This is a genomic window from uncultured Thiodictyon sp. (assembly GCF_903828115.1).
In the GTDB taxonomy this organism is placed as follows: domain Bacteria; phylum Pseudomonadota; class Gammaproteobacteria; order Chromatiales; family Chromatiaceae; genus Thiodictyon.
Window position 1 is genome coordinate 1 of sequence record NZ_CAIKKU010000700.1, and the last position, 2,199, is coordinate 2,199.

Genomic DNA, 2,199 nt, shown 5'->3' on the forward strand with positions numbered 1-2,199 from the left:
CGATGCGGCCAGCGTCTATTTCGCCATCAGGCCCGGCGGGCGCCTCTACCTGGGACGCCTCAATCTCGCCTATGTGCAGGACTTCCTGACCAAGTTTTCCCAGTTTTCCGGGACCACGCTGATGCTCGTCGCAAGCGATGGTTTTGTGATGCTCTCCGGCGACCCGGGACTGAAGCTTGCGATGTTTGATCTAAGGAAGTGGGCGGGACCGCCCACGGCGCGCCGGACCTTGGTTGTCGGCGACCGTCGCTGGATACCGATGATCGCGCCGGGCAGCGCCATCGGGGCCAGGATCCTGATCCTCATTCCCACTCAGTTGCTGGATACCCAGCGCAACACCCTGCTGGTCTTCCTGGGCGCCTTCTTGGGCGGCTTGATCCTGCTGGTCGTGATCAAGAACCGCCGATTCAATCGGCTGGTCATAGAGCCCATCGCGGCCTTCGCCGAACGGATGCGGGACCTGGAACTGGGCCGGCTGGCGGTGCACGACGGTGACGCTGACTACCGATTCGAGGAACTGGCCGACATCCACACCCGCTTCCGGGCCATGGCACAGGCGATCACGCAACGCGAACAGTCACTGCGCGAGAGTGAGCAAAACTATCGCATTGCGAAAGAGCAGGCAGAGGAGGCCAATCGGGCCAAATCGACCTTTCTCGCCAACATGAGCCACGAGATTCGCACGCCTATGAATGCCATTCTCGGCTTCGCCCAGGTACTGGCCCGTGACCCCGACCTCAATAGCGCCCAGCGCACCGGCCTGACCACCATCCAGCGCAGCGGCGAACACCTGCTGAGACTCATCAACGACATCCTCGACATGGCCAAGATCGAGGCCGGGCGTATGACGCTTCAGGTGGCCCCCTTTGACCTTCCGCGGCTGGTGACGGACCTGGAGGCGCTGTTCGCGCAACGCGCCCGTGACCAGGGGTTGACCCTGAGCATTGCCGCGTCGGCGCTACCCCGGACGGTGCTGGGGGACGAGTTGAAGTTGCGCCAGGTGCTGATCAACCTGGTCGGTAATGCAGTCAAATTCACGGCCAGTGGCGCGGTGACATTGCGGGTCGCGCCGCTTGCCGGTGACGCGGTACGCTTCTGTGTCATCGACTCAGGCGAGGGGATAGCCCCGGAGCAGATGCCGCGGTTGTTCGAGCCCTTCAGTCAGATCGCCAGTGGCCGGCAAACGCAGAAGGGGACCGGGCTCGGCCTGGCCCTGAGCCGTCAGTTCCTGCGGCTGATGGGGGCCGAGTTGAGCGCGGACAGTACCCCGGGCCAGGGCAGTTGCTTCTCCTTTACCCTGTCATTGCCGCCGGGCGACCCGGGCGCACCGACGACCGTGCGCACCGAGCGGCCCGTTGTCGGTCTGGAACCCGGCCAGCCGTTGTGCCGCGTCCTCATCGTCGATGACCTGCCGGATAATCGAGCGCCGCTGCGGGCCCTGCTGACCGCGCTAAATCCGCAACCGCCGGTACTGGAAGTCAGGGAGGCGGCCGATGGCCGGGAGGCCGTGGCGGTGTGGAACCAATGGCAACCCCATGTGATTTTCATGGACATGCGGATGCCGCTCCTGTCGGGAGAAGAGGCCACCCGGCAGATCAAGGCACTCATGGCGGCTCATCCCGCGGCGGTGCGGACCGTCATCGTGGCGCTCACCGCCAGCGCTTTCAATGAAGACCGTGACCAGTTCCTGGCCTGCGGCTGCGATGAATTCGCCTGCAAGCCGTTCCGGGCCGCGGACCTCTATGCCATTCTGGAAAACCGTGTCGGCCTGCGGTTCGTCCGTGCCGGGGAAACCCGGACCTCCCCGGTCCCGTTGTCCCCGCCAGACTTGGCGTCCCGTCTGGACGCCTGCCCCGAAAACTGGGTCGGCGCACTCAGGGCGGCAGTGCTGGTCGCGGATTTCAACCAGATTACCGACCTTGTGGAGCAACTCGGCGACCACGACGCCGCGCTTGGGCTGGCCATGAAAACCTGGGCCTACAATTATGATCTGGAGGCGTTCAATTCACTGATGAGCGAGAGATGAGGAGCGGCTCACTAATAGGACAAACAATTCCATTAGCGACTGCCTATGGCGTCGTTGTCGTTGTCGTTGTCGTAATCGAGGTTATCGTAGCGCCCCGGATTCTCTCGCACCCCGGAGTGCATCGCTTCTCCGATTACGATTACGACAACGACAACGACAACGACAACGACAAC

1 protein-coding gene is annotated in these 2,199 nt (G+C 63.3%); it reads left to right on the forward strand.

Annotated elements, in window-relative coordinates:
- Window positions 1-2,026 (forward strand): ATP-binding protein (locus QZY48_RS26465; RefSeq protein ID WP_295436534.1); only part of this gene is annotated, 2,026 nt, incomplete at its 5' end.
- Window positions 2,027-2,199 lie beyond the last annotated feature (173 nt).